The organism is Verrucomicrobiia bacterium (assembly GCA_019694135.1).
In the GTDB taxonomy this organism is placed as follows: domain Bacteria; phylum Verrucomicrobiota; class Verrucomicrobiia; order JADLBR01; family JAIBCM01; genus JAIBCM01.
Window position 1 is genome coordinate 37,402 of the sequence record JAIBCM010000003.1, and the last position, 26,178, is coordinate 63,579.

At 40.7% G+C, this 26,178-nt stretch carries 23 protein-coding genes and 1 other RNA gene; 9 read left to right on the forward strand and 15 right to left on the reverse strand.

Annotated features, from left to right (window positions below; genetic code table 11):
• Window positions 1–9: 9 nt before the first annotated feature.
• The 10 genes from K1X66_04810 to lepA all read right to left on the reverse strand — a co-directional run bounded on the left by K1X66_04810 (window position 10) and on the right by lepA (window position 11,257).
• Window positions 10–807: an ATP-binding cassette domain-containing protein gene (locus tag K1X66_04810; GenBank protein MBX7157690.1), complete on the reverse strand. Its 798-nt coding sequence runs from the start codon at window positions 805–807 to the stop codon at window positions 10–12.
• On the reverse strand, window positions 800–1,663 hold the full coding sequence (locus tag K1X66_04815; GenBank protein ID MBX7157691.1) for an ABC transporter ATP-binding protein: 864 nt from the start codon (window positions 1,661–1,663) through the stop codon (window positions 800–802). The genes K1X66_04810 and K1X66_04815 overlap by 8 nt, the downstream gene beginning before the upstream one ends.
• Complete coding sequence (locus K1X66_04820) at window positions 1,660–2,739, reverse strand: ABC transporter permease (protein ID MBX7157692.1); 1,080 nt, start codon at window positions 2,737–2,739, stop codon at window positions 1,660–1,662. The genes K1X66_04815 and K1X66_04820 overlap by 4 nt, the downstream gene beginning before the upstream one ends.
• Before the next feature lie 15 nt (window positions 2,740–2,754).
• The gene (locus K1X66_04825; GenBank protein MBX7157693.1) at window positions 2,755–3,723 is read right to left on the reverse strand and encodes an ABC transporter permease; all 969 of its coding nucleotides are present in this window, start codon (window positions 3,721–3,723) and stop codon (window positions 2,755–2,757) included.
• Between the two features lie 59 nt (window positions 3,724–3,782).
• Window positions 3,783–5,576, reverse strand: coding sequence for an ABC transporter substrate-binding protein (locus K1X66_04830; protein MBX7157694.1), 1,794 nt, complete (start codon window positions 5,574–5,576; stop codon window positions 3,783–3,785).
• Window positions 5,577–5,774: 198 nt separating this feature from the next.
• On the reverse strand, window positions 5,775–6,656 hold the full coding sequence (locus tag K1X66_04835; GenBank protein MBX7157695.1) for a hypothetical protein: 882 nt from the start codon (window positions 6,654–6,656) through the stop codon (window positions 5,775–5,777).
• Window positions 6,657–6,749: 93 nt separating this feature from the next.
• Window positions 6,750–7,661 (reverse strand): hypothetical protein, encoded by a 912-nt coding sequence (locus tag K1X66_04840; GenBank protein MBX7157696.1) that lies wholly within the window; start codon window positions 7,659–7,661, stop codon window positions 6,750–6,752.
• An 83-nt stretch (window positions 7,662–7,744) separates the two neighbouring features.
• Entirely contained in the window at window positions 7,745–8,878 is a 1,134-nt protein-coding gene (gene lepB, locus K1X66_04845) for a signal peptidase I (protein MBX7157697.1), read from the reverse strand.
• Window positions 8,879–9,000: 122 nt separating this feature from the next.
• Window positions 9,001–9,318: a hypothetical protein gene (locus K1X66_04850; protein MBX7157698.1), complete on the reverse strand. Its 318-nt coding sequence runs from the start codon at window positions 9,316–9,318 to the stop codon at window positions 9,001–9,003.
• Window positions 9,319–9,463: 145 nt separating this feature from the next.
• Complete coding sequence (gene lepA / locus K1X66_04855; GenBank protein ID MBX7157699.1) at window positions 9,464–11,257, reverse strand: translation elongation factor 4; 1,794 nt, start codon at window positions 11,255–11,257, stop codon at window positions 9,464–9,466.
• A 118-nt stretch (window positions 11,258–11,375) separates the two neighbouring features.
• Here lepA and K1X66_04860 point away from each other — a divergent pair, with 118 nt between their 5' ends.
• From K1X66_04860 to K1X66_04875, 4 genes are read left to right on the forward strand one after another with little or no spacing between them, the layout of a single operon-like run.
• On the forward strand, window positions 11,376–12,542 hold the full coding sequence (locus tag K1X66_04860; protein ID MBX7157700.1) for a sulfite reductase subunit alpha: 1,167 nt from the start codon (window positions 11,376–11,378) through the stop codon (window positions 12,540–12,542).
• Window positions 12,532–13,512 carry a bifunctional oligoribonuclease/PAP phosphatase NrnA gene (locus K1X66_04865; protein ID MBX7157701.1) on the forward strand — a complete coding sequence of 327 codons (981 nt, stop codon included), beginning with the start codon at window positions 12,532–12,534 and terminating at the stop codon, window positions 13,510–13,512. The genes K1X66_04860 and K1X66_04865 overlap by 11 nt, the downstream gene beginning before the upstream one ends.
• A gap of 5 nt (window positions 13,513–13,517) precedes the next feature.
• A complete protein-coding gene (locus tag K1X66_04870; protein MBX7157702.1) occupies window positions 13,518–14,951 on the forward strand; it encodes an MBOAT family protein in 1,434 nt (477 codons plus the stop codon).
• Window positions 14,952–14,955: 4 nt separating this feature from the next.
• Complete coding sequence (locus K1X66_04875) at window positions 14,956–16,494, forward strand: hypothetical protein (protein MBX7157703.1); 1,539 nt, start codon at window positions 14,956–14,958, stop codon at window positions 16,492–16,494.
• 25 nt (window positions 16,495–16,519) lie between these two features.
• Here the strand turns inward: K1X66_04875 and K1X66_04880 are convergent, their stop codons facing one another.
• A complete protein-coding gene (locus K1X66_04880; protein MBX7157704.1) occupies window positions 16,520–16,870 on the reverse strand; it encodes a histidine triad nucleotide-binding protein in 351 nt (116 codons plus the stop codon).
• 85 nt (window positions 16,871–16,955) lie between these two features.
• Here K1X66_04880 and K1X66_04885 point away from each other — a divergent pair, with 85 nt between their 5' ends.
• Entirely contained in the window at window positions 16,956–17,345 is a 390-nt protein-coding gene (locus K1X66_04885) for a hypothetical protein (GenBank protein ID MBX7157705.1), read from the forward strand.
• A 50-nt stretch (window positions 17,346–17,395) separates the two neighbouring features.
• Here the strand turns inward: K1X66_04885 and ffs are convergent.
• An RNA gene (ffs, locus tag K1X66_04890) (signal recognition particle sRNA small type) lies at window positions 17,396–17,490 on the reverse strand.
• Window positions 17,491–17,568: 78 nt separating this feature from the next.
• Here ffs and K1X66_04895 point away from each other — a divergent pair.
• Together K1X66_04895 and K1X66_04900 are read left to right on the forward strand one after the other, a co-directional pair.
• Window positions 17,569–18,450, forward strand: a complete 882-nt coding sequence (locus K1X66_04895) for a polyprenyl synthetase family protein (GenBank protein ID MBX7157706.1) — start codon at window positions 17,569–17,571, stop codon at window positions 18,448–18,450.
• A gap of 9 nt (window positions 18,451–18,459) precedes the next feature.
• Window positions 18,460–19,077 carry a polyphenol oxidase family protein gene (locus tag K1X66_04900; GenBank protein MBX7157707.1) on the forward strand — a complete coding sequence of 206 codons (618 nt, stop codon included), beginning with the start codon at window positions 18,460–18,462 and terminating at the stop codon, window positions 19,075–19,077.
• Between the two features lie 29 nt (window positions 19,078–19,106).
• On the opposite strand, the gene K1X66_04905 is transcribed toward K1X66_04900, so the two are convergent.
• The gene (locus tag K1X66_04905; protein ID MBX7157708.1) at window positions 19,107–19,628 is read right to left on the reverse strand and encodes a cob(I)yrinic acid a,c-diamide adenosyltransferase; all 522 of its coding nucleotides are present in this window, start codon (window positions 19,626–19,628) and stop codon (window positions 19,107–19,109) included.
• Between the two features lie 38 nt (window positions 19,629–19,666).
• Between K1X66_04905 and K1X66_04910 the strand changes: the two genes are divergently transcribed.
• Window positions 19,667–20,803, forward strand: a complete 1,137-nt coding sequence (locus K1X66_04910; GenBank protein ID MBX7157709.1) for a Xaa-Pro peptidase family protein — start codon at window positions 19,667–19,669, stop codon at window positions 20,801–20,803.
• 43 nt (window positions 20,804–20,846) lie between these two features.
• Window positions 20,847–23,795, forward strand: a complete 2,949-nt coding sequence (gene secA, locus K1X66_04915) for a preprotein translocase subunit SecA (GenBank protein MBX7157710.1) — start codon at window positions 20,847–20,849, stop codon at window positions 23,793–23,795.
• Between the two features lie 18 nt (window positions 23,796–23,813).
• Here secA and K1X66_04920 read toward each other — a convergent pair whose 3' ends face one another.
• Together K1X66_04920 and K1X66_04925 are read right to left on the reverse strand one after the other, a co-directional pair.
• The gene (locus tag K1X66_04920) at window positions 23,814–25,118 is read right to left on the reverse strand and encodes a DUF2254 domain-containing protein (GenBank protein ID MBX7157711.1); all 1,305 of its coding nucleotides are present in this window, start codon (window positions 25,116–25,118) and stop codon (window positions 23,814–23,816) included.
• Complete coding sequence (locus K1X66_04925) at window positions 25,115–26,092, reverse strand: mechanosensitive ion channel family protein (protein ID MBX7157712.1); 978 nt, start codon at window positions 26,090–26,092, stop codon at window positions 25,115–25,117. Before K1X66_04925 ends, K1X66_04920 begins: the two co-directional genes overlap by 4 nt.
• Window positions 26,093–26,178: the final 86 nt, after the last annotated feature.

The following is a 26,178-nucleotide window of genomic DNA, read 5'->3' on the forward strand; positions in this document are numbered from 1 at the left end:
AATGGAGTCTTAAAAGGTCGGCACAGCTGCCAACAACTTTTTCGTATAATCATGCTGAGGTTCTGCATACAACTGTTCTCGAGAACCCATTTCAACAATTTTTCCTTGATACAAAACCACTACCTCAGAACAAAGATGCTCCACCACAGCCAAATCATGTGCGATAAAAAGATAAGTTAATTGAAATTCTTCCTGCAAATCCTGCAAAAGATTAATAATTTGAGCCTGGACCGACACATCCAAAGCACTGACCGGCTCATCGCAAACAATAAATTCCGGTTCCACTGCCAAAGCGCGTGCAATACCAATACGTTGGCGTTGACCGCCACTAAATTCGTGCGGATAACGAAAACGATGTTCTGCCAATAAACCCACTTTTTTTAGTAAATCCGCTACCCGATCTTCACGATCTTTTCGTGAAAATTGAGGAAAATGAATCTCTAACGCTTCACCAATAATTTGAAATACGGTTAAACGAGGATTCAAAGAATTAAAAGGATCCTGAAAAATCATTTGCAGACGTTTTCGCAGTGGACGAAATTCTTGGTTCGACAATTTTTCCAAAGCGATCCCGTCATATAAAATCTCACCACTCGTTACAGGAACCAAACCTAAAATGGCTTTGCCAATGGTGCTCTTACCACTACCACTTTCTCCGACTAACCCAATCGCCTTTGATCGTTCGATATGAAAACTGACACCATCCACTGCTTTAATGGGAGCTTGCGATTTTTTTAATAAACCGGCTCCACTCTCAAAGTAAACACGCAAATTTTTAACTCTTAGCAAAATATTTTCTTCAATCATGATACATGACCTCCTGCGCTTTTTCGATTTCCGCGTAATTAATCGTTCGCAAACGATCTTGCTTTCGACCCAAAACCGGCACGCAAGCTAACAAAGCTTGAGTATAAGGATGACGTGGATGTTTTAAAATTTCTGAAGTTGGTCCCGATTCCACAATTTTTCCTCGAAACATCACAAACACTTTATTCGCAAATCCCGATACTAATCCGAAATTGTGAGTAATCAAAAGAATCGTCATCCCCAACTTTTCTTTCAACTCACGCAATAAATCCATAATCTGTTTTTGAATCGTCACATCCAAAGCCGTGGTTGGTTCATCGGCCACCAGCAACTTCGGTTCACAAGCTAGCGCCATTGCAATCATCACACGTTGTTGCATTCCGCCACTGAGTTGGTGAGGATAATCATTTATGCGCTGCTTGGGATTTTGAATGCCAACCAACTCCAGTAGCCTGACAATTTCCGCCTTTACATCCTTAATTTCTGGACGATGCAAACGAATGGCTTCAGCAATTTGAAACCCAATAGAAAAAACCGGATTTAAAGAACTGCCCGGCTCTTGAAAAATGTAAGCCACACCTTTGCCACGCATTTTTTTTAGTGATTCGGAAGACATTTTTAAAACCGATTTTCCCTCAAACTCAATTTCACCTCCTTGATAAATTGCAGGAGGGCAGGGAAGTAAGCGCGTTAAAGCCAAAGCAGTAACACTTTTACCGCTACCACTTTCACCAACTACGGCAACCGTTTCACCTGAAAAAATTTCAAAAGAAACATCTTTAACCGCAGGCATGATGCGATGATTTTGTTGAAAACCCAATGAGAAGTGAGAAACTTTAATCAAAGGTTGAGTCATACTTTTTTGACCTCCTGTATATTATCTAATAAATCTAACGCATCACGCAATGCATCACCAATAAAATTAAACGTCATAACCGTAATAGAAATCATCACCCCGGGCAATAACATCCACCAAAAACTTACCAAAACCCGCAAACTTTGCGCTTGCGCCAGCATTAAACCCCAACTTGCTTGAGGATCTTGAATCCCTAAACCTAAAAAACTCAGTGCAGCTTCACCCAAAATATAACCAGGCACCGATAACGTGCAGGCTACAATCACATAACTCCATGTGTTAGGAAGAATATGGCGTAACAAAATTTTCCAATGACTTTGTCCCATCACTCGAGCGGCTTTTACAAAATCGCGCTCTCGCAAGCTTAATACCATGCCGCGAATCACTCGCGCCATGCTAGCCCAACTAATAAAGCTCAAAATAACAATAATCATGAGATAAATTTGGGTAGGTGACAATTTTTCCACAAAAACCGAACGCACCGCTAAAATCAAGTAAAGCGCAGGAATTGACATTAAAACTTCTGTGCCACGCATAAGAAGCCAATCCAATCGACCTCCTGCATAACCCGCAATACCGCCAAGAATTAACCCTAAAGTGGTAGTAATTGCGATTCCAACCAAACCAATACTCAAAGAAACGCCAGCGCCATAAAGCAATCGTGAAAATACATCACGACCAAAACTATCCGCTCCTAACAAATAAATTTTAGCTTTTCCTGACGTTCCAAATAAATGCCAGCGACAATGCCACAAACCAAACCAGCGATATTCCGAACCCTGCACAAACCATACGATAGGTTCATGCTGATTGGGTAAAGGTTCAAAGCGTCGTTGTGCTTTGTCTACCAATTCATATTTTTGAACGGCTAATCCTTGTTTACTCCAAATAATACGAGTAGGTGGATGATAGGCGTCAGGCAAAGAAATTTCTGCTTCATTATAGGGTGCTAAAAAAGGGCCGGTTCCTGCCGAAAAGTAAAGTAATCCTAAAATGATCACAAAAAAGCGCGTCCATCGACTTTGCCAAAATTTTTGCCAAACATTTCGATTCGGAGTTATAACGTGTTGTTCCATGTTTACAGGTTAAAATTATCGTTTTAATCGAATGCGCGGATCGCATATTGCCAGTAATAAATCACTCACCAAATTGCCAAAAACTAATAAAACCGATGCCATGAGAATGGATGCCATCACCACGTAAAGATCTTTTCGCAATAAAGACTCATAAACCAATTGACCCAACCCGGGGTAACTCATAATGGTTTCAACAATGAGCGAACCGCTTAACAATCCAGCAATGGAATAGCCTAAAATAGTAATTAGTGGATTAATGGCGTTTCTTAGAACATGACGAAACATCACGATTGAATTCGGTAAACCTTTCGCGCGTGCTGTGACCACATAATTAGCCCGGATTTCTTCCAGAAAATTGGCGCGCATCAAGCGCATTAAACTCGCTACGGAGCCGATTCCTAAAACGAATGTGGGCAAAACTAAGTGATGCAGAATATCAATGGTTTTTTGTGAAAAAGATAAAAATTCAAAATCAGCGCTATAAAGTCCGCCCAAAGGAAACCAACCGGTTTGCGCCGCAAAAAAGATAGCGAGTAGTGCTAAAAAAAATTCTGGAATGGAAAGGGAAAAAAAGGCTAATCCTGAAGCCAATCGATCAAAAATGGAATTTTGATAAATCGCAGCTAAAACACCAAGAGGAATAGCGATGATCCAAGCGAATAAAGCCGAACTAAAAGCCAAAAGTAAAGTAGCCGGAATGCGTTGGGCTAACAACTCTGACACAGGCATACGATAAGCAAACGATGGACCAAAATCGAATTGGATCGCTTTTTTAAACCATATAACAAACTGTTCGGCATAACTTTTGTCCAAACCAAAATCCTTTCGCAGTTGATCGATGTATTCTGGGCTTAGTTCGCGATTGCCTTTTAAAACCGACAAATAATCGCCCGGCGCCATTTCTAACAGAGCAAAAGAAAGGACGCTAATAGCCAAGAGCAGAGGAATTAGGGTCAAAAAACGGCGAAAAATAAAATGAGCCATGATTTATAAACTGTAGAGTAACTGCCTCGGTTGCCAATTTTTCTTTTTGGCAAATAATGTTACCGATAAGCCGCCCAAATTTCTTCTAAGTTCCACATTAAACTGGCGCCGGGATTGACTGGCATGCGTAAATTGCGCCAGCGATTTTTAATGCCAGAAAAGGCGAGGGGAGTAACAAGAAAGATAAAAGGTTGCTGTTCGGCCATGATAGCTTGCACTTCGTCGTAGTAAGTTTTTCGTTTGGCAAAATCCAGGGTTTGCAGCTGCAGTTGCATGAGTTCATCGATGCGCGCTTCCCAAGTTGTTGCAGGTTTTTTTTGACTAGGAAACCATTGATGTAAGCGTCCGCTGCTTTGCAAAACGGCTAAACCGCTGGAAGGATCATTCGCGCCACCACCTAAACCAAGCAAACAGGCTTCATATTGATAAGTGTCGGCGATTTTACTGATCATCGCGTTATAATCTACAAATTGTAAATTAACGATTATTCCAATTTCACGCAAATTCTCGCGGATGATGCTTGCTAAGTCTTTTCGAGTGGCATTTTCGACATTGGTCATAAGGGCAAATTCCACTAAATTACCTTTAGTATCTTCTAAAAGCCCATCGGAACGATAACGAAATCCTGCTTCCAAAAGAAGTTTTCGCGCCTGTTTCAAGTCCAAGGGATATTGTTTGACGTTGGGATTGAACCAGCGTCGATTGGCTTCGCTTTCCACGGACCAAAGTGGCGCAGCCATACCCATGAAAACGCCATCAATAATGCCTTGCCGATCGATTGCATAGGAAACAGCTTGGCGAAATGCTTTTTGTTCGAACCATTGCCGTTTATAAACCGGCAAAAAAGGTTTTCCGGTTTCGGGGTTTTTTCCAGGATTTTGGTTAAACCAAAAAAATTGAGTGCCATCTGCTGGACCTCTTTCCACAATGTGAAAATCGCGCGTTTTAGCAAAACGTTTCGCCAAATAAATATCTTCAGGACGCAGCCCCGAATGCAAATCGCTTTGACCTGAGACAAATTTTACAAACATAGCATTTTGATCCCGCACAAATTCGTAGATGACATTTTGAAGATAGGGGAGTCGTTGTCCATTGGGCGCAGCTTTCCAGTAATAAGGATTGCGTTCGAAAATCGCGCGTTGACCAAATTGATAATCTTTTAAGCGAAAAGGCCCTGTGCCAACCAGATCTTTAGGAGGTGTATTGATACCCCAGGCTTCTTCAAAAACTCCATTTTTAACGGCTTGTTCCAATTTATGTTTGGGCAAAATAGCCTGTGACATAAATTGAATAAAGGGCGCATAAATACCAGCCGTTTTGAAGCGGACGGTGTAATCATCGATTTTTTCTATATCGAAAGGTTTTCCATTGACGCTGAAAAAGAGACGCAGTTGTGTAGCAATGTTGGTATTGTAAATAAGGTCGTTAAATGTGAAAACCACATCATCAGCGGTAAATTTTTGGCCATCGTTCCAAAAAACATTGGTTCGCAAGTAGAATGTGAAAGTTTGCTGATCTTTACCAATTTCCCAATGGTCAGCCAACAAGGGTTCGACTTTATCTGTTGCTACATCAACTGTGGTGAGGCCTTCGAACATTAAACCGGTAAATTGTCGTGAGGACAAATCTTCTGCAATAATGTCATTGAAAGTTTTGGGATCGCCACCGACTGCTAAAATGAGTTGTTGCCCGAATTGGCCTTGTGGCAGTTTACTAAACACAAGGTTCGTGTCATCATCGTGACTAATCATTTCGTCAGTTAAAGAAGATTGATTATTGCCACCACTCGGTTGGCAGCCAATTAATAAAAAAGGGATAAAAGCCCAAATAATTAGTTTTAATCTACTTAACATGCTAATTAATAATTAATTAAATATTTAATATGACATATATTATATAAAGTTATAAAATTCTTGTTTTAAAACAATTCTAAATATTATAGGAATAGCTAATTGTTTAACAAGCCTTTGAAGTTTTGTAAATAAAACGAATTTTTGAAACCCTGCTAATTTACACACGAAAAGAAGTTAAAAAGTTAATCGCCCAAAAAATTACTGAGCTAATCGAAGGCTTTCAATAGCAGGTGCTGATCCCTTAAATAAATTTTGAGGTTGAGAACCTTGTTGTTTCATAACAGCTTCAACAGCTGCTTCCATGTGATCCAAATTAACTTTGGCAGAATCTCGTTTTTCTACGGATACTTGAAGTATGTTGCGCGCATCTTCTACACGATCACGCATTTCATTGCGAAATGATTCAGAGTCTGACAGACTAAATCCCGATTCTGTTTCTAGAATTTTTTTTGCCCTTTCATAAGCAGCTTTATTATTAGGCGGTGTTGCAGAAACAACTTCAATTTTTAATTCACTCTTAGCTTTTCTCATCAGGCCTAGAGCCTCATTCACTTGTGCTAAAGATTCTGTTGTAATATGAGAAGAATCTTTGGTTTCTCTTAGGCTTTTTGTGAAATCAGTCGGTTCACAGTTTGGTTGTGATTGAATTGAGTCGTAAATTTGAGCAGTTTTTCGGGAGTATTTTTGTGAGGTTTTTACGTTTTCTATTGTGCTAGTGATTACTTCGTTAACGGTTTTCTTTAATGATTCCTTAGCTTCAGTAGCGATGCCATTATTTTCGGGTTTATCCAATTCATGGAGAATTGCTTGTCCTTCGGCAATGACGGTTGTTGCGACTTCGTAAGTTTCATGCGCTTGTTCAGCCGCTTGCTCTCCTTCTTGAGCTATTTCAAGAAGTGCAGTGTTTCTTTCAACTGACAGACAAGCAGATTCGTATTCTGATCTTAACCTACTGAGATCACATGCTAATTTTTGAGCATATAATCGTGTTACATTTTCAGGTTTACGAAGATCAAATGGATTATTGGTCTCTGAGTTGTGTTTATATTTTTGATCTTCCTCGAGGGGTTTTTGAGCCATAAATTATGAGTAATTTAATCTATCAAAAATAATAAGCAACAAGTTTCTTGTAAAATTTTCTGACTGCGAAAATGTATAAACGTTATCAATGAATTAAGGTGTCAAACGACCACTATTTTCCACGGAAGTGGCAGGTGCAGTAAATAGTTGATTGATTGAATGTTTTGCACTTTTAGCAGTTGCCATAGCTTCAGCTTGAGCCCGTTCCAACTGTGTTTGAAGTTGTTCTAAAGTACTTTGAGAGTCTTCAAGTTGATTTTGAGCTTTTTGGTTTAAGTTATTGGCAGTAGCACTAAGCGTCTGGATATTACTAGGATTTACTCCATTTTCTTTGAGAAAATTTAAAGCACTGGCACTATAATCTTTATTTATTCGACCGGTTTCTAAATTAGTTTCTTTGTGTTGTATGTCACTGTGGATGCCCCGCCTTTGTCTAACCTCTTTGATTTGTCCATGGGCTCTTTGTATTCTGATATGAGACGTCTCTACCTTATGAGTATTTTCTTTCATCTCATCCAAGTCTTTTTTAATATCTTCCAAAGAAAACTCAATTAGAGTTTCTTTATTTGCATATTTTTGACAAGTTTCAACGGCTTTTTGGGCATATTCACCAGCTTTTTTAGTTTCACTGGTAATCTCAGCTAAAGCATCATTTACTATTTTAGTATCTTGTGAGTTTTGAGGGTTGGCTTGATCCTCAGCAATTTTATCCAAGGCTTCCAATCCTTCTGCAATAGCTGGAACCCCTTCATTTAAAGCTTTCTGTGCTTCTGTTGTAGTCGTTACACCTTCCTTAGTTATATCGACAACCGCTTCTCTTTTGATGTGTTCCGCTAAAGCATTTTTAAATTTTATAAGAATTTCCAAGATACTATCACTGGCTGCCTTCATTCGGATAAGTTTATCAATATATCTGATGTCGCCAGGTTGCGGATCATCTACGTTGACTCTAAAAATTCCTTCGTCAGCTTCATCACGATTTAAGGAGAATGCTTTAATTGCCATAATCTTAGCAAGATAACTCACTAAAAATGAAATGCAACGGATTTTTTGTTAAAAAAGCTTTGAGTTCTCTGTGGCTAATGTTTTTACTGAATCAGCCAAAACTTGCGATTAAATGGGTAGTAAATAATAAAGGCTTTGCCTATAATATTTTCCAAGGGAACCGGTCCAAACAGGCGGCTATCGGCTGAGTTGTAGCTGTTATCTCCCATCGCCCAAAAATGGTCTGGAGGCACATGAAAGGTATCTTGGGCATTTTTGAGGTAAGTCATGGTTTGACCTTTTTCCGTGCCGTGGCTGTAGCCTTTGTAGAATGGGTTGGTCTCGCGAGCTTCCCAGACATTTCTTATTTCCGGTTCGCTAGCTTTTTGACCGTTGATCATTAAATAGGGTGGTTCAACGCGAACTTCATCATCCCCCACTGCAACGCAGCGTTTGATATAGAATTGTGAGGCCATTTGTTGATTGAGCTGTCGCAGATTATAGTCCGTTGGTAATCCTTTGGTGCGAAAGACAAAGGCATCACCCCGTTTGGGTTTTCGAAAATTATAGATCATTTTATTAACAAAAAGATGGTCACCGGTGTCTACTTGAGCTTTAAAATGATAAAATCCGTCTGTAGGAATTTGGCGTTCCATTTCGGGTTGCAATAGTTGCCAAATAAAGTCTTGAGCGGTGGCCTCGGTGCGAAAAGTTTTATTCAAGGTCTGGCCATCTTTTTCAAAAATGAGCGATTGGTTTCGAAAAATAAAAAAGCCGCGACTGCTTTCGTTGAACAGTTGGGCGCCTACGGGTAAATCAAATTCCAAATAATTTCTTCCCTTAAAAACAGCATCAAAAATGCGTTGTCCTTTGCTCGGTAAGGGCTGATCGAGCGGTAATGGCGTCATCACGACCCCTCGCAAGGTGGGAAACATGGAATTCGTGGGAATCTTAAACGGTTGAAAAAAATAAGTGCGAATACCCATCGCGACAACTAGCGCCACTAACAATACATCAACGTTTTCCGCAATTTTCGGAAATTTTCGTCGCTTAGTGATTTTTTCATAAATGGTTTCCGCGCGCGACATCAATTTCTCTTCAGCCGAGTTGTCTTTGTTTTTCACTGCTTGTTTCAAATCAGCCAAACAGTTATCTAACTCTCCCCTTTCCTGTTCGGGCAAGTGATCCCATTCGTATTGCCAGAGTTTCTTGAGATGTTTGAAAGTTTCTTTGAGCATAAAAGGAAACTATATACAGCTCTTTTGCAAAAAAGCACACAAAAATGCCAGCTAACAACGAAAATTGCTCACTGGAAAACTAGTGAACTTGGGAGAGGAAAGAAGGATAAAATAACCAGAATTTACAGCGGTGACAGAGGCTTAGCCGAAATTTGTTCGCTTTTAATCTCTGTCACTTGCTTGAAGAGTTTATCTAAATTTTCTTGGCTTATATTTTCACAGGTTGGAATGAGTGTTCTATCTTTTAAATCAGGCTTTTTAGGAACAATACCAGGCTTTGTAGGAACAGGATTATCTTGAACTACATTAAGCACTTCACATAATTCTTCTCTCGTTTGTTGTTCTTGTTTTTCTGTTAAATCTCTAGCGGTTTCAATAATAGGCTCAAGCATTTGATCCATTTGAGCCGCTGTCGCTAGTGGACTTTCTTCATGATTCATCTTTAATATCTTACCCATAAGCAAATTTCCAATTGAAGGTTGAATCACACTATATTCATTAAAAGGCTACTTGCAAATGACAAATATGCAATTGGCGCATTGGGACCAAATTAAAATGATATCTATTACTTAAATTAAGGTAAAATTAAGCTTTCAACACTTCAATAAACGCTTCTTGCGGGATATTCACCTTCCCAATTTGTTTCATGCGTTTTTTGCCTTCTTTTTGTTTTTCCCAGAGTTTGCGTTTGCGCGTAATATCGCCGCCATAACATTTAGCTGTTACATTTTTACCCATAGCGCGAATCGATTCACGAGCAATAATTTTACCACCAATCGCGGCTTGAATTGGGATAACAAAAAGTTGTTGAGGGATTACGTCTTTAAGTTTGGCAGCGAGTTGTCTCCCCCGCCCTTCGGCTTTTTCACGATGCACAATGCTAGAAAAAGCGTCTACGGGTTCGCCATTCACTAAAATATCCAGTTTAACCAAATCATTGGCTTGATAAGGCATGGCTTCGTAATCCATCGACCCATAACCGCGTGTTAGGCTCTTAATTCGATCATTGAAATCAACTAGAATTTCATTGAGCGGCAATTCGCAAGTTAACATCACGCGCTGGCTGTCCAAAGATTCGGTTTGCACGCAAAGCCCGCGCTTTTCCATGATTAATTGCATCATGTCGCCGATGTTGGTGTTGGGACACATAATAAATGCGCGCACCATCGGTTCTTGGATTTCGTCGATCTGTGAAGGATCGGGTAAATCCACTGGGTTGCTAATTTCTAAAATCTCTCCTTTTGTAGTGAGTACTTGATAAACCACACTCGGATAAGTTGCGATGATATCCATTTCATATTCTCGTCGCAACCGTTCTTGCACAATTTCCATGTGCAACAAACCGAGAAATCCACAGCGAAACCCAAAACCCAAAGCCACTGAACTTTCTTGAGTATAAATAAAAGCACTATCATTAAGTTGCAACTTGCCCAGAGCAGCCTTTAAGCGTTCAAAATCGGAAGTGTTAATAGGATAAATGCCGCTAAACACCATCGGCGTAAGCTCCATAAAGCCGGGCAAGGGCTCTTTCGCAGGGCGTTGCGCATCCGTGATCGTGTCCCCTATTTTCACTTCCGATGTGGTTTTAATATTAGCAATCACATAACCCACATCACCCGCTTGCAATTTTTCTTGGCGTTTTGGTTTTGGCGTAAAAATGCCCACTTCTTTCACTTCATATTTTTCTCGTGTGCGCATCATCTGAATATAAGCGCCGGGTTTCATCACTCCGTTAAAAACGCGCACGTAATTGACCACACCACGATAAGTGTCAAAAACTGAATCGAACACAAGCGCTCTTAAATTATCTTCTTTCACATCTGGTGGAGGTGGCAATCGCGTGATAATCGCTTCCAAAATTTCCTCAATGCCAATGCCCACTTTAGCGCTAGCGGGAATAGCTTCTTCACCAGGAATAGATAAAATATCTTCCAATTGTTTTTTGACGACTTCGACATTGGCTGCGGGTAAATCCACTTTATTAATCACGGGAATAATGGTGAGATTTTGTTTCATTGCTAGGTGAACATTCGCCACCGTTTGTGCTTCAACCCCTTGCACGGCATCTACAATTAATAACGCGCCTTCGCAAGCAGCTAAACTGCGCGAAACTTCATAACTAAAATCCACGTGACCAGGCGTGTCAATCAAGTTGAGGCGATAAACCTTTCCATCCTTAGCTTGATATTGCATCGTCACCGGATGAGCCTTGATCGTGATCCCTCGTTCGCGCTCCAAATCCATGGAATCTAATAATTGATCCTGCATTTCGCGCGTCTCAATGGTTCCTGTGCGATGCAACAAACGATCCGAAAGTGTGGTTTTGCCATGGTCGATATGAGCAATGATACAAAAATTGCGTGTTAACGTGTCTGTCATGTTAGAAATTAAAAATAGCGATAATTTAGCAACCTGTCACCTGTTACTTTGTCACGAGTTAGCAAGAAATAATTCCGACTTGAACAAAAATCTTTCTCTTTTATGGTTTTTCTTTCTTATGAGTCAGACCCCAGCAGCATCAAAATCTTTATTTAATCGTAATAACCCTTTTTCGGCGGTTTTGTTAGAGAATCGTTTGCTAAGCAAGCCGGGTTCGGAAAAGGACACGCGTCATCTTGTTCTTAAAATCGACACCGAGGCATTGCCTTATAATCCTGGTGATTCTTTGGGGGTTTTAGCACAAAACCCTCAAACTTTAGTTCTAGAAATGCTAAAACTTCTGGAGCTTAATCCGGAGACCTCAATTTCTGTAGCACCTGATAAAACGTTGTCTTTGGAGGAAGCGTTAAAAAGTGTTTATGTACTGAATCGTTCTGGGAAAAAATTGGTTAAAGCGTGTTGGGAAAAATTGACAGATTCTGCAGCAAAAGAAAAATTTCAAGCTTTGGTTGCCGATGAGGCAAAGTTAGATGAATATGTTTTTACGCGAGATTGTTTCGATGTGATTTCAGATTTTCCTTCTGTCCGATTTACGGCGGAAGAATTGATTGGATTGCTGAATAAAAGTAATCCGCGACTTTATTCTATTGCTTCTTCACCGAAAAAACATCCCAATGAAGTGCATTTAACCGTAGCGGTGGTGCGTTACGAAACGCATGGTCGTCCTAAAGTGGGTTTGGCCTCAGGTTATCTTGCAGAAGGTGTTGCTTTAGGTGAAGAAATTTCAGTTTATGTTCAGCCGACGCGCCATTTTCATCTTCCTAGTGATCCGAATACTGCGATGATTATGGTGGGACCTGGGACGGGAATTGCCCCTTTTCGAGCGTTTTTGGAACATCGTCAAGTGCACGGACATCAAGGGAAAAATTGGCTTTTCTTTGGCGATCAAAAAGCGGCTACGGATTTTCTCTATGGTGAAGAATTTGCAGAATATCAAAAACAAGGTTTACTAACCCGGCTCGACACAGCCTTTTCTCGGGATCAAGCGCATAAAATTTATGTGCAAAATCGTATGTTGGAAAATGGCAAGGAACTTTGGCAATGGTTACAGGAAGGCGCTTATTTTTATGTTTGTGGCGACGCGAAACGTATGGCCCGCGATGTGCATCAGGCTTTGATTGATATCGCCCAAAAAGAAGGCGGTTTAAGCGCTGACGCGGCTAAGGAATATATCGAAGTTACGCTTACTAAAACTGAAAAACGCTACTTGAAAGATGTCTATTGATTTCTCGGAATGGTCACGTGCGCTTCAAGCGTTAAAGCCGCTAAAAACTCTGGCTTTGTTGACTCATGTCCGACCGGATGGCGATGCTTATGGTAGTTTACTAGGGTTGGGATTGGCACTGGAGGCGCAGGGGAAAAAAGTTTTTCTCTATAATGAAGATGGGTTGTTGGAAAATTATCGCTTTTTGCCTGGCTCAGAAAAAATCCAAGTCACTCCTAAACAGCCACCGGCGGTCGATGCAGTGATTGCGATTGATAATGCAACTTATAAACGTTTAGGGCCGACATTTGTTGGATGGCAGTCCGATATTTTAATTAATATTGATCATCATGTGAGCAATGAACGCTATGGGGAGTTTAATTTGATTGATCCCAAAGCTCCTGCAACAGGGCAATTGTTGTTTGAACTGTTTACTCACGTGGGATGGGAAATTACGCCCGCCATTGCCGATAATCTTTTTGTCGCGATTTCTACCGATACGGGGTCGTTTAAATATCGCAATACAACAACGCGCACGTTTGAAGTGGCTGCGGCATTAAGTCAAGCTGGCGCGCGCATTGCTGATATGTCTCATCAATGTTATGGTTGCTACCCTTTGCGACGCACGCGTTTATTGAGAGAAGTTTTGCAACAGTTGCAGTTTCGTTACCAGGATCGGTTGGCTTACTATCCCCTTACCCAAGCGATGTATCGCGCTTCGGGTGCCAAACCGGAAGACACCGAGGGTATGATTGAAACTATTATTTCCAATGAGGGCGTGGATTTGGCCATTCTGTTTGAAGAAAAAGCCGATGGCGTGATTAAACTTAGTTTTCGTTCCAAAGGAAAAGTTAACGTTAGCGAATTAGCTAAACAGTTTAACGGCGGCGGACATCCTGAGGCAGCGGGAGCTCAACTGAAGGCTACATTATCTGAAGCTCAGGAAAAAGTTTTGGCTGAAGCAGAAAAATCGCTTTCTCGTGCGTTGTAAAAATCATGGTTTTTAGCTCCATATTATTTCTTACGCTTTTTCTTCCTGTTGTATTGACAGTTTACTTGGCGCTCCCTTGGAAGTTGAAAAATGTATGGTTGTTGACAGCCAGTCTCTTTTTTTATTTTTGGGGCGAACCGGTTTACGGTTGGGTCATGTTGGTTTCCATTGCTTTAAATTATGGCATGGGTCTTTGGGTTCATCGAACGCGTCATCAATCTTCCATTAAATTAATTATTGGTTTAGCCATCGCGGCAAATTTAAGTTTGCTGATCTTTTTTAAGTATGCTCATTTTCTTTCGGAAAATTTTAGAGCTTTAGGGATTGGATTTTTTAAAGTGGAAGCGATTCACCTGCCGATTGGTATTTCTTTTTTCACTTTTCAAGCAATGTCTTATGTCATCGATGTTTATCGGGGCGAAGGACAGATTCAAAAAAATCCCATTAATTTTGGTCTTTATATTGCGTTATTTCCTCAACTCATCGCGGGTCCTATTGTGCGTTATCATGATGTGGATCGGCAAATTAACCAGCGTCATATCACTCGAGAGGATTTTGCTTATGGAATCGAGCGGTTTATTTTGGGTCTTAGTAAAAAAGTTTTAATTGCTAATGTCTTGGCCGTGCCTGCGGATAAGGTTTTTCAACTTTCTGCTACGGAATTAACAACGCCTTTGGCGTGGTTAGGGTTAGTTTGCTACGGGTTACAAATTTACTTCGATTTTTCGGGCTATTCTGACATGGCAATTGGGTTGGGTCACATGTTTGGTTTTAAATTTTTGGAAAATTTTAATTATCCTTACATTTCTCGATCTATTACTGAATTTTGGCGGCGCTGGCATATTTCTTTGTCCAGTTGGTTTCGAGATTATCTTTATATTCCGCTCGGCGGAAATCGCAAAGGGAGTTGGCGCACTTTTTTGAATTTAATAGTGGTTTTTATTCTTTGTGGATTATGGCATGGAGCGAGTTGGAATTTTGTGATTTGGGGTTTATTTCATGGCGCTTTTCTGGTTTTGGAACGAAGTGGCTTATTTAAATTTTTAATTCGCATCAAATCTCTTGGTCATTTTTACAGCTTATTTATCGTTTTATTGGCCTGGGTTTTTTTCCGAGCAGAAACTTTAGAAGGCAGTATTAATTTTTATCGAGCGTTATTTGGTTTCGTTTCTAATATCAATCTTGAAACTACGCTTGCTACACTATTGCAACCTTTAACAGTGATTGCTTTGATCGCTGGGATTCTGGCGTCGACTCCTTTGCCGGCTAAATTTTTTAATAAGATTTTGATTGTGAATCCGCAGCCTTCTGCCTCCTCTCGATTCATAGGTTCTTGTCTTTTGTGCTTACGGCCGATTTGTTTTTTTAGTCTCATCATTTTTTGTATGATGCGGTTAGCTTCTGGAACATTTAATCCTTTTATCTATTTTCGATTTTAGGCTTATGCTTCGCTCTCCCTTCAAAATCATTAGCGATTGGTTATTAATTAGCACTTTCTTTATTACGCTGTGGTTGCCTTTGGCAGATAATTATTTTCATTGGGATCCGACGCTGTCTGCAAAAGAAAATCGGAATTTGACTCCGCCTCCTGAATGGAAATGGAAGAAAAAAGCGCTGCAAAAATTTCCTTTAGCATGGGAGGCTTATTACAAAGATTATTTCGGTTGGCGTAATAGTCTTTTGTGGGGACATAATTGGTTATTGGTGGGCGGATTAAAACAATCCACTTCAGAAGATATTGTTATTGGGGAAAAAGGATGGCTTTATACTGCCAATGATGACACCTTGCTTGATTATCAAGGTTTATTGACGTTGAGCCAGGAAGAATTAGAGTTCTTTCGTCAAACGTTAGAAGAACGTCGAGATTGGTTGAAAAAAAGAAATTGCCGTTTTTTATTTATCATTACTCCTGATAAACAATCCATTTATCCTGAATATTTGCCGAAATATTTGCAAAATCGCAAAGAAGAAACTCGAGCGGATCAATTGATAAAATATCTGAAAAAAAATTCTGATCTGGAAATTATTGATAGCAGACTGTTTCTCAAGCAAGCCAAAGGGTTAGGCACACTTTTTTATTTAACCGACACTCACTGGAATAAGTTAGGTGCGTGGGTCATTTATCAACAGATTGCTAATTTTTTGAGAAAAAATTTTCCGGCTTTGCCGCCGACTGATCTCAAACAATTTAAAATAGAAAATCTCCCTTTTTCAGGCGATCTTTCTTTGGTATTAGGTATGTCACATTATTTTATAGAAAAAGCGCCACAACTTACTCCGGTAACATCATTTCGAGCTATTGAAATTCCTAATCCTGCTTTTCGTGTGACAAAAATTGACGATCCGACTTTGCCCAAGGCGCTCGTCCATCGCGACTCTTTTTTTAATGCCCTTATTCCTTTTACCTCAGAACTTTTTCAAACTGCTACTTATATTTGGGATTATAAATTAAATACTAAAATTGTAGAAAAAGAGAAACCTGACATCGTTATTTTAGAGATGGTTGAGCGCATGATTCCTAGGCTTACACCTAATCCTAGCGGTATGCGCGATCGGCCTTTGGATCAAGATTTTTCTCTTTCTACAAATATTCTTTTTTCTCTTAATCTGGATGCACCACAAAAAGTAAAAAATCGAAATTTAGAACTCAATCCACAGAATATAGGTTGGTGGTTAACTCCTAATGGACCGAAAGCTCAACTTATTCTTCCCGAATTTGCTTTTTCCTCAAATCAAGCCACGGTTGTTTCAGTTAAAATAACCTCCCCCATTAAAACTAAATTGTGCCTTCTTTACAAAACACAAACTGACCACAAATATCGAACTTGGCGCCAAGAAGTTTGTAGACTACAACCCGGTGTTAACGACTGTTTATTTTACCTTAACCACACATTAATTTCAGATCGACTGCGCCTTGATTTGATAGAAGCAGATCAACCTTACCTTTTGCAAGGTCTAGAAGTGCGCGCCATACCCCGATAGGCGTTACTGTTTTCGGTGTCTCTTGTTAACCTGGCGGCCAATCAAGTTTTCTTCCCCCTAACAAATGAAGATGCAAATGAGGCACGGCTTCGCCGGCGTCTGGACCGTTATTAAACACAAGACGAAAACCAGTTTTTGTTAGCCCGAGATCGCGCGCGAGCTTCTGAGCTGTCAAAAGCATTTTTCCTAGCAACTCGGCATCTGCTTCCTCAGCCGCTGCAATTCGCTCAATAGGTTTTTTAGGAATAATAAGCACATGGACGGGGGCTTGAGGTGCAATATCGTGAAATGCTAAAATCTCATCATTCTCAAAAACGATTTGTGCAGGAATCTTGCGTTGAATGATTTTTGAAAAAATAGTCTCTTCTTTTTCCATAATTAATCTTTCAATTAAAATAAATTGACAACTGCTTACACTTATTCAAATTTGCTATAGAGCATAGGGATTGCTTAATCAAGTCATGGAAAAGACCATTATTTCGCCAACGGTAGAGATTAGCTTCTATGAAAGCTTGCACTCGCGTTATCCCGACGATTGGGAAATTATTAAAGTTTTGGCTGATTATTATATGGAAGCGCAACTTTATCCCGAAGCTTTAGCTCTTGATGAGCGCATTATCGCGCAATTTCCTAACGACGCCCTTGCCCATTATAATTACGCTTGTAGCCTTTGTCGCATCCATCAACTGGAAGCCTCGTTGATGGCCCTCCAAAAAGCGATTGATCTCGGCTATCATAATTGGGATTTTTTACTGCACGACAAAGATCTAGAAGAACTTCGTAACCAGCCAAACTTCCCAAAATGGGTTCAAAATAATTTGCCAGGCAAAACTTGGCGCGCTCAATTTTGAAAAATTTGTTTTTTGATTATTTTGCATCAGCAGATTTGGGATTAAAAAATAAAGGACAGGAAATCATAGCAAAATTAATTCCGCTACCGTTGCTGCCTTCCGGCCCTGGCGGGGTTGACGGTCTAACTCTCTACCATTCCTGTCCACATTCAAAATAAAGAAAATTTTCTTTCACACAAACCTTTTCTCCCAAGACAATATCTGCTAACAGCAATGCTTGCTTATGACACTGGTAAACTATCTCAAGAAAAGTCAGCGCACTGTTGACCAAGCTCTGAATCGTTATTTGCCCGCAGCTAATCAAACGCCAAAAACAATTCATCAGGCTATGCGCTACAGCATTTTTGCAGGTGGCAAACGCTTGCGACCTATTTTGTGTTTAGCCGCCGCGGAAGCTTGTGGCGGAAAATCTCAAGGAGCGCTCCCCCTCGCCTGTTCTGTAGAATGTATTCACACTTATTCTTTGATTCACGACGATTTACCCTGTATGGACAACGACGACTTTCGTCGTGGCAAACCTACTTCTCATAAAGTTTATGGTGAAGGCATTGCTGTATTAGCCGGTGATGCTTTGCTAACAAGCGCCTTCGAAATTGCTGCGACCTGTCGTGCCTGGCCTCGTTATTCGCATACTGATGTCATTAGCGAAATTGCTCAAGCAGCAGGCAGCCAATTTCTTATTGCTGGCCAAGTCATGGACATCGAAAATGAAGGCAAAAAAATTTCCTTTGCTACATTAAAAAAAATTCACGAAAATAAAACTGCCGCCCTCATTCGCACCTCAGTGCGGCTCGGCGCCATGTCAGCCAATGCCACACCAGCTCAACTCAAACACATTTCCGAATTTGGTCATGCACTCGGACTCGCCTTCCAAATCATTGATGACATTCTTGATATCACACAAACCACTGAAAAATTAGGCAAAAGCGCGGGCAAAGATCTCAAATCCCAAAAAGCAACCTACCCTGCCCTACTAGGTTTACCTAAAGCTCAAAAAGAAGCTGATTATTGGACCCAAAAAGCGCGAAACTCACTTAAACCGTTTGGGAAAAAAGCGAAAAATCTTCATGCCCTTGCCGACTATTTACTCCAACGCGATAATTGAAGTTTATTCATGAGTTTTATCCAATTTCCCGCTTTACAAAAAATAGATTGGATCGAACACATTTTTACCACACGTCACGCTACGGCTACACCCGAACGCCATGTTGACAATCTCGTGTTAAGAGAAAAATTGCCCATAACTCCATATGCTTGGAAAAGTGCTCAACAAATCCACAGCAACCGGGTTGTTGTAGTCACCAAACAATCTGAAAATTGCCAACCCGAGACTGATGCCCTTTGCACCCAAGAAAAAAACATCGCTTTAGCGATTTCTGTAGCTGACTGTTGTGTTATTTACGTTGTTGATCCCCTGACCCAAAGCATCGGACTTGCTCATTCCGGCCGTCAAGGCACAGAGAAAAACATTCTTCAAACGCTAGTAGAAGAAATGAAAATAACTTTTGGCACTGCACCCTCTCAACTCATTGTTCAACTTAGCCCCTGTATTCGTTTTCCTAACTATCCCATCGACTTTGTTTCTCAAATCAAAACCCAAGCGAAAGTACTGGGCATACAACAGTTTTACGATTGTGAAATTTGCACGGCTTCGAATCTTGATCACTACTATTCTTATCGAGCAGAACAAGGTAAAACGGGTCGCATGATGGCCGTGCTAGCAAAAAAATAATTTTTACGTTTTCTAAATCAGAATAAATCTTACTTGCAACTTTGAGCGGCTAACCATAACCAGTCCGATAATCGGTTGAGATAAATAGTCGTTTGAATATTCGAAAAAGCTCCCCTTTCTCTTAATTGCCAAACCTCTCTTTCCGCTCGTCGACATATTGTTCTCGCAACATGAAGCGCTGCAGAAAAACTGGTGGAACCCGGAGTGTCCCAACCTTCAAAAGAAGGAGACGTTTTTTCAATAGCTGAAATCTTTCCCTCCCACCGTTTAACCATTTCCTCAGAAACAAAAGAAAATCCTTTTTCTTGATAACGTTCCCGATCTTCAGACAAAACAGATAACTCTCCCATCACGATTACCAATTCTTTTTGTGCTTGGAAGAGTTCCTGTTTGATTGACTCATTTTCTGCCAGACTTCGTGCCATGCCTAATGCGGCATTTAACTCATCCACCGCTCCATAAGCCGCTACGCGTGGATCGGTTTTTGAGACGCGTCGATTGAACATTAACCCTGTCGTTCCATTATCTCCCGTTTTAGTAACGATTGACATATCTTTAGATTAGCCTAAGGCAAAACAAACGCAATGCTATGAAAAAGCCATTGGCTAAACTTCTATATGGGGCGAGTGAAACTGACGCCAATCTTCTCTACGTTACCCAATTTTTTGCGCCTGATTCTTTCCTTTGGATTTCGATTTCCAAAAAAGAAAAAGAGAAAACTTATGGATTTTTTTCTGACCTGGAAATTGATCGTGCACGACGTACGGCTCGAATCACTCACTGCTTTTCTATCACAAATTTTTCTATTCTCAAAAAATTTGCTAAAATAAAAAATAAAGACATCGCCGCCTTGCTTTCTTTTCTTGAAGAAAAGGAAATTCGACATCTTACCGTTCCCTATACGTTTCCAGCCGGCATCGCTGAGTTACTAAAAAAGCAAGGCTTACAACTTTCGCTGGTAAAAGATGCGGATTTATTTCCAGAACGTCGTGCCAAAACAACTCTTGAAATCAAATATCTTAAACAGGCTCAAGCCGTTGCAGAGCTAGGTATGGCTCGCGCGAAAGAACTGTTGCAACGAGCTAAAATTACTTCAAATGGGTTTTTGCAACTCAATCACCAGCGCCTCACCTCAGAAAAAATACAGGCTGAAATTAATGTTGCCCTTGCTTACGCCGGCGCCGTAGGAGTTCATACCATTGTCGCCGGAGGTGAACAAGCTTGTGATCCTCACGAACGAGGTTATGGTCCCCTACGAGCCAATGAACTTATCATTGTCGATATCTTTCCTCGAGTGATTAAAAGTGGGTATTGGGGCGATATCACTCGCACTTTCGTGCGTGGAAAAGCTTCCGAATCTCAACAAAAACTTTATCAAACCGTTTTGACAGGTCAAAAACGTGCTCTTCAACAATTACACGATAATTGTGATGGAATAAAAATTCAACAAGACATTCGCAATTTTTTTACTGAACAAGGTTACCCAACTGAAATTCGCAAAAAACGTCACGTCGGTTTTTTTCATGGCTTAGGTCATGGTGTGGGTTTGGAAATTCACGAATCACCCCGTTTTGGCTCAGGAAAATTGAGAAAAAATGATGCAATTACCGTTGAACCAGGTCTCTATTATCCTGGTTTAGGTGGAGTACGTGTGGAAGATCTTGTTGTGATTGAAAAGACTGGCTATCAAAACTTGACGCGATTTTCGAAAAATTTAGTTTTATAGTCTTATTAAACTGCAATAATGCGTCCTTTCTAAATTTGTTATGATGACCTGGTTTATTAAAAAAATTCTTGGAACAAAAAATCAGCGAGAAATTCGCAAGCTGATGCCATTTGTGGCAAAGATTAATGAAATCGAAAAAACCTATTACTCTTTATCAGATGATCAACTGCGCGCAAAAACTGAAGAATTTAAACAGCGCCATCAGTCCGGTGAAACGTTAGACGCGTTACTTCCAGAAGCTTTTGCTGTGGTAAAAAATGCTTGTCGCCGCTTTACTCAAGCCAAACGTCGTATTTTGGTTCGCGGCCAAGAATTAACCTGGGAAATGGTTCCTTTCGATGTGCAATTACTAGGCGGCATGGTGCTTCATCAAGGTAAAATCGCTGAAATGGCAACAGGCGAAGGTAAAACTTTAGTGGCCACACTTCCCACTTATCTCAATGCTTTAACGGGTCGCGGTGTGCATGTGGTGACTGTAAATGATTACCTAGCTCAACGTGATAGCGAGTGGATGGGCGAAGTTTATCGTTTTTTGGGGTTAACGGTAGGTTGCATTCAACATGACATGTCTTCTGCTGAGCGGCGCGAGCAGTATGCTTGTGATATCACTTACGGAACCAATACCGAATTTGGTTTTGATTATCTGCGCGATAATGGGATGGCCTCGCGCGCGGAAGATCAAGTGCAACGTGGCCATTATTTCACCATCGTCGATGAAGTAGATAGTATTCTGATCGACGAAGCGCGCACCCCTTTAATTATCTCTGGACCCGTCACGGTGGCTTCCAATTTCCAATTTGAAAAATTTAAACCTGCTATTGAACGATTGGTTCGCGAACAAACCACACTTTGCAACCGTTTCGCTGCAGATGCCAAAACTGCTTTTGAAAAAAACGATATTACCACAGCAGGAGGCGCGCTTTATCGAGTTAAAACCGGCATGCCCAATAATAAACAGCTTCTCAAAATGTTGGAGGAGCCGGAACTGCGTCGCGCCCTAGAAGATTTTGAAACGAATCTTTACGCTGACACGCGTCGCGAAGAGCTTTATCGCATTAAAGAAGAACTCTACTTTACCATCGATGCAAAAAATAACGACGCGGATCTTTCTGCCAAAGGTCGCACTTCTTTGAGTCCTAACGATCCCGATGCTTTTGTTGTCCCCGATCTTTTGACCCAGATGCACGATATCAATAGCGATCCCAACCGATCACGCGAAGAAAAAGATAAATTGGTACAAGAAGCTCAAACCAATTTTGATCAGTCCACTGATCGCATTCATACTATTTCACAATTACTACGCGCTTACTGCACTTTGGAAAAAGATGTTCAATACGTTGTGCAAGATAACAAAGTGATGATTGTTGACGAATTTACTGGTCGCGTTTTACCCGGCCGCCGTTGGAGCGATGGTTTACATCAAGCCGTAGAAGCCAAGGAAGGCGTAAGAATTGATCGCGAAACGCAAACGCTTGCAACTATAACGATCCAAAATTATTTTCGCCTCTATCAAAAACTTGCTGGCATGACCGGAACGGCAGAAACCGAAGCCAATGAATTTCATGACATTTACAAATTAAGCGTGGTAGTCATTCCACCTAATCGAATTTGCGTTCGCAATGATGGTAACGATTCTATTTATAAAACGCGGCGTGAAAAATATAATGCCATTGTGAACGAAGTTAAAGAAGCGCATGCCAAAAAACAGCCTCTTCTTATCGGCACAGTTTCAGTAGAAGCGTCCGAACTGCTTTCACGCATGCTCAAGCGAGAAGGCATTATTCATAATGTGTTAAATGCTAAATTCCATCAACAAGAAGCGGAGATTGTGGCGCGCGCGGGTCAGGCCGGTGCAGTAACCATTGCCACGAACATGGCGGGTCGTGGAACGGATATTAAATTAGGCCTTGGTGTGGCGGAATTAGGCGGGTTACGAGTTATCGGAACAGAACGTCATGAAGCACGCCGTATTGATCGACAATTACGCGGACGTTGCGCGCGTCAAGGTGATCCTGGTTCTTCTAAATTTTTTATCTCTTTTGAAGACGAACTCATGCGCAACTTTGCTGATTCTCGAAAGCTAGCGCTTTGGATGACCAAATTGGGCATGAAAGATAATGAGGAGTTGGAACATCCCCTGCTCAATCGCAGCGTGGAAAATGCGCAAAAACGTGTTGAACAACGCAATTACACCATTCGCAAACACACGTTGCAGTATGACGATGTTATGAATCAGCAGCGCATGATTGTTTACGATTTTCGTAACGAGATTCTTCACACCACTCATCCTCGCCAACAAGTTTTTGAAGTGATAGAAGAAGTGCTTAAAAATCATGCTGAAGAAAAATTTTCTGATTCCGAATCCGGTTCAGAGAATTTCTTGGAATGGGTCAATCGCACTTTTCCCATCAACCTTTCGCGTCAACAGCTTGATTCTTTTTCTGAAGAGGCGGCTTTGACGAAATACTGCTTGGAGCAAATCGAAAAATCTTATGATTTAAAAACGAAATTTGAAGAACCTAATGCTACTCAAACATTAGAGCGTTTTATGATTCTAGGCGCTTTAGATCGTTTATGGCAGGAGCATCTCTATGCCATGGATGGATTGCGCACTAGCATTGGTCTACGCGCTTATGGTCAAAAAGATCCGCTTTTGGAATATAAACAAGAAGCCTTTTCGATGTTCGAAGAAATGATGCGCGAAATGAAAGAGGAAATCGCATCGAACCTCTTCCGATCAACAGCAAGCTTGACGGCCTTTGAGCAATTTTTAGCCGCTTTACCCCAACGTTTTGTTCATGAAGAAAGTTCGGCTCTAGGCGGACCTTCTACCGCTAATCCTGATCCTTCAACCTCCACTTCCTCCGATATTGTTTCTGAAACCATTGCTCAAGTGGCTCAACCGGTTCGTCGCGCCATGCCAAAAGTAGGTCGCAACGATCCCTGCCCTTGTGGTAGTGGTAAGAAATATAAAAATTGTTGTGGATTGTAAAAATGCTTTTTTTTAGTTTTAATGATTTCGCAATGCTTGAGCGACTTCTTGAAAGCGGTATTGAATTATCTTACGATCATGTGGAAATAGGATATTGTTTTCGGAAATTTCTCGTATTAAGTGCGCATGTTTTATTAAAGCACGACGACGTGATGAAATAATTTCTTTGTCCAGCATTTGATAAATGCTATCAAACATTCTTAAAATCACGGCCGTATTATCTTTACCGCTCTGTCGAATCTGATGAAATGCTTCATCTAAAAAATATTGGTAAGTATTAGAGCGCGCAAGAAGTCGGACTTCATCATTTTTTAGATAAATTCCACACGGAATTTTTCTTTTTATTAACCGCTTAAGAATAGCGCCCAGATAATCGATACAGGTTACCGCAGTTGTCGTATCATTCACACTTGGTGATAAAGCTTTTAAAGCGATGTCTACCAATTGGCGAATTCCAAAAGCTGCATCTTGTTCAATGGTTCGATAAGCTGCCACACCAAAGTAGCGATTAAGAAATGCTGGATTCCCGTTACTGGGTTCGTAATTTGCTATGGAAAGTAAAGCGCTCCCTTCCATCACAAACTCGCCAACTCCTCGCAATACACGAATTATCGTATTATTTTCTTCAGCCCATTCTATCAACTCTTCCCTGTCTATCCCTTGGATATAGCCGGTTTTTTGTGAAAGAACTTCATGCCAGGATTTGTCTTTTAAAAAATCCTCTATTTTTTCAAACTGTTCTTCCTGATTTACTTTTTCAGGATAAAGTTCATCAATTACTTCTTTTGTTTCCTGTTCGATGGCGCAAATAATATGAGACGCCTGAATCGAAGTCGTGATGTGATGAATAAAAAAAATTAAAAAAGCAATTCCCACTACTCCCAGTGCAATTCCTACTAACACTGAAACTGAAGGAATAAACGTTTCTGAGCCTCCTCGAATAGTGCGTAGCACAACAAGACAATAAATAAAAATGCTTAAAAACATGCCAAGAACTGTCTGATTAGCCCGATCGCGAATGAAATTGCGTAAAACACGCGAGGTGTATTGGCTGGAGGCTAAAGATAAGGCAACAATAGTGATAGAAAAAGTTACTCCCGCCACCGTAATCATCGAACCAGCCACACCGGTTAAAATTCCTCGCGCTCCATCGGCACTCGCTCCAAAAAGTCGCGCATTAAATCGAACCAAATTAGCACCTATTTTTGTATCTAACTCCACCAATACTACCCCTAAACAACCCGCGCCTAATACCATCAGAGCAGGAATGAACCAAAAGCTAGATCGTAATGAAATCCAAAGTTGCTGAAGTCTTATTTTCATTGGTTATTGACCTTTTTATTTTGTTTAATTCGCTTATATAAAACCCTGGCAATGCTTAACGATTTCGGTGTAGCTTTTTCCCCAACTGGCCATCCCTCCCGCTGACGCGATCGATCGCCATCAGTATCCTCAGTTTGATCATGAAATAAAATGTGCCGTGTGGGAAAAGGCAAATCAACCCCATGAGCCAAAAGATTTTTTTTAATCTCGGCAATGACTTGATCACGTGCATCCAACGCATCCGCTCGACGAGGTGGAGTGATCCACCAGCGAACACGCAATGTGACAGAACTTTCTCCAAGACCTACAGTCAAAATACTAGGAGGTGGTTCTTGTAAAATTCCTTCAAAATGTCTCAGAATTTGAAAAATTAATCCTTTGGCATAATCAATATCATCACCATAACCAATACCAATTTCACATTCGATTCGACGCTTTTCGTAAGCAGTATGAATCATAACCGACTTGGTAAATAGATCTGAATTAGGAATGACCACTCGCCGTCCATCATAAGTGCGAATAATTGTGGCGCGCGTTTGAATATCTTCAACTGTGCCTTCAAACTCATCAACTTTAATCTGATCTTCGATACGAAAAGGTTCGGTAAGCAATAAAATAATACCCGCCAGAAAATTTTGTAGCACATCACGAAAAGCAAATCCAATCGCCACCCCTGTAAGACCTAATAATTGCACGAGTTGCCCAGGCTTAAAAGTGGGAAGCGCAATCACCAAAGCCACTAATAGACCTACAAAAATAATTAATCCTTGGGTAAGACGACCCAAAACGAGTCCCAGATTTTGGTGTCGGCGACGTCGCATCGAAAACCGTCTCACCAGTGTGCGAACGCCTTTGGCAAAAAAAAGAAAAAGAATAAAAACAAGGAATGCCACCGCTACATAAGGCAAACGTGCGATGACTTGGTCCAACATGTCTTTCAAAGCTTGAATCGCTTCAGAAAAGTCAATATTCATTGATTAAAATTTTACCTTACCTTTCTTTTGAGATACCTTGAAAATAAATTAAGAATGTTTATGAACTGGTCAATGGCTGCAGAATT